General features: G+C 45.2%; 2 protein-coding genes. One reads left to right on the forward strand and one right to left on the reverse strand.

Annotation, left to right across the window (positions count from 1 at the left end; translation table 11 throughout):
• Positions 1-199 precede the first annotated feature (199 nt).
• A complete protein-coding gene (locus tag IQ242_RS22535; RefSeq protein WP_193961479.1) occupies positions 200-385 on the reverse strand; it encodes a hypothetical protein in 186 nt (61 codons plus the stop codon).
• A gap of 206 nt (positions 386-591) precedes the next feature.
• Here IQ242_RS22535 and IQ242_RS22540 point away from each other — a divergent pair, with 206 nt between their 5' ends.
• Positions 592-2,265: a GMC oxidoreductase gene (locus tag IQ242_RS22540; RefSeq protein WP_193961480.1), complete on the forward strand. Its 1,674-nt coding sequence runs from the start codon at positions 592-594 to the stop codon at positions 2,263-2,265.
• The last annotated feature ends 141 nt before the right edge of the window (positions 2,266-2,406 follow it).

Raw genomic sequence — 2,406 nt, forward strand, 5'->3', positions numbered from 1 at the left:
CCTCTAGATAAGTATTTTGACTCAGGCATCTTCCTCTTTCGAGACGTTGTGACACTTAGGGTGCGGAATGTGGGTTATGATAGGTACATTGAACTTTGGAAGACGAGGCAAGGGGGAAAAATCGAATCATAGCTACCTCAACAAATCTATATATCTGATTAGGGCAAAAATTGTGATTTTGTGAGCGATCGAGATTGCCTTAATCGACAAATCTCGATAAGACCTCACTTTCCGTATCCGCAGGGCAAAGTTGCCGATTTAATCCCGTCAGGGTCTGACGAATATATCTCAGTTGATCGGGATCGCTCTCGACACTATCGAAGTGTCGCACTTTCTGATTGAGAACTTCGATTTCTCGCTCTATCCACCAAGTTTCTTGTCTCATTGTCCTGTCCTAACGCGTGTATTAAATAGAGTAATTATTTCCCTTTTGTGACAGTCCGCTGAAAATTTTATCTAAAGTTTTCGACAACTAGACGTATTGGTGGGTCAGCTATATGATTGGAATCAGAGTTTCTCTGTAGCGATCAAAAAAGTAATTGATTGTATTTTGGTAACTAAACTAACTTTTAAAAGCCAAGGGTAAGACGAATGCCATTTCAGAACAACTATGCAAATCTAGTGACGGAAAAACCTCAAGCTCACACCCGCTTGATCCGAGATTATGACGGCAGCAATAAAGATTTTGACTTCATTATCATCGGTTCTGGAATAGGAGGGGGCATCTTAGCAGACGACCTAGCCGATCGATTGGGGCAAAGTCATCGCATTCTGGTTTTGGATGCCGGCTCCTTTATCTATCCAACCCATGTCTATAATATCAGTCGCATCCCTAACGGTTCGGTAGCCCCCCACTTTGGCGTAGATAATTTCAAACAGTCACCTAGCGGTTCCCATTTTATCGGTTCTAAACCCCAATTGTGTTTTGGCGGGCGTTCTATTTTTTGGTCGGGACTGATTCCACAAGCTCAAAGTTGGGAGATGGAGTTTTTCCCGGATAATGTACGTCAAGACTTGGAATCGAGATATTTCCGATTGGCTAATGACAGGATGAATCTATCGTCATCGCTGGGGGATAAAGCAAAAAAGTTGGTGAGCTATTTTCAATCCAGTTCTCTTAATTCAGATTTTGAAATAAAACAGACACCTCGCGCCGTCCATCAACCCTATCTCGATCCCGACGGCACACCACGAAATCAATTCTTTGCAGAACCCACGGGAGTGTTCAACACCGCCGAACTGCTGATCAACCAAGTTGGACTGACCCCCGGTGTCGATCAAAACGGGAAGGGTCTATTTATCAAACTGAATAGTTTCGTAGAAGCGGTTCAGAACGTCCCTTTTGACTGGTATGAAGTTAAAACCACTAACACGATTACGGGAGAGCAGATCAGTTTTTATTCTCCCAAGGTAATCATCGCCGCAGGTTCTACGGAAAGCCCGAAACTGATCCATCGTTCTACCGTCTATCAAAATCTACCCGATAAAATTCGCCAACAAGTGGGGTTCGGACTGACAGACCATCCCGTGACAGGAGAATCCCAAGCCTATGTGTCGTCTCTGGGAAGAAACGCTTCACTCATTCCCCTCAGTCGTCAAGACCACGCTAAAATTATCTTCTACTCGCGGGGAAATCGAGATGCTAACGGTCAAGTGATCTACCCCTTCAATATAGAAATGAATGTTAATCATGAATATTGGCATCTGAGAAACAACGATCCTTCTGCCGAACCCGTGGTTGACGATACTAGCAGAACCCGTGTTGACATCAAGTTTAGCTTTGGAAACTGTCTCGATGATGAGAATGGCATTTTCTCCCACGCTAACGATAACTACACGCCCGAAATCCGCTTCAAACGTTTTTCAAATCTAGATGATTTGTTGGGTTCTCGTTTCCCGGCCCTTGCAGGCTGGAATAAAAGCAAAAATGAGTTTTTCGCTCTACTTAATCAAACAAGAAATCGCATTTTTGCCGAGTTCAACGACGTGAACTTCATCACAGGAGAATATGGCGAGGGCGACGGTAAACAATGGCCTTTTGGGTGGGGTACTGTTCACCACGCCTGCGGCACTTTGCGGATGCCCTGGAAAGCTAACCGTAATGCCAATTTCAATAACGATTCGGTTGTCGATGAAGACCTGAAAGTTCGAGGCACTACGGGACTATACGTTTGCGATATGTCCGTTATGCCCATCAGCACCGCCGCTAACCCCGTACTCGCTCTGGCAGGATTGGCTTTAAGACTTTCCGACCATTTGGGTTAAAAGAATCAACCGCTCTGAAAGTTATGTCCTGACCGATCGCCGCTCTATCCGGAATCATACCAACTAAGGGAGTACCGGCAAAACTTAAAATTGCGGGTTTCGCGGGCGGGGGGGATATCCTTCTTACCAACCGCTTACCGG

The sequence above is a fragment of the Microcystis sp. LEGE 08355 genome, assembly GCF_015207185.1.
In the GTDB taxonomy this organism is placed as follows: domain Bacteria; phylum Cyanobacteriota; class Cyanobacteriia; order Cyanobacteriales; family Microcystaceae; genus Microcystis; species Microcystis panniformis.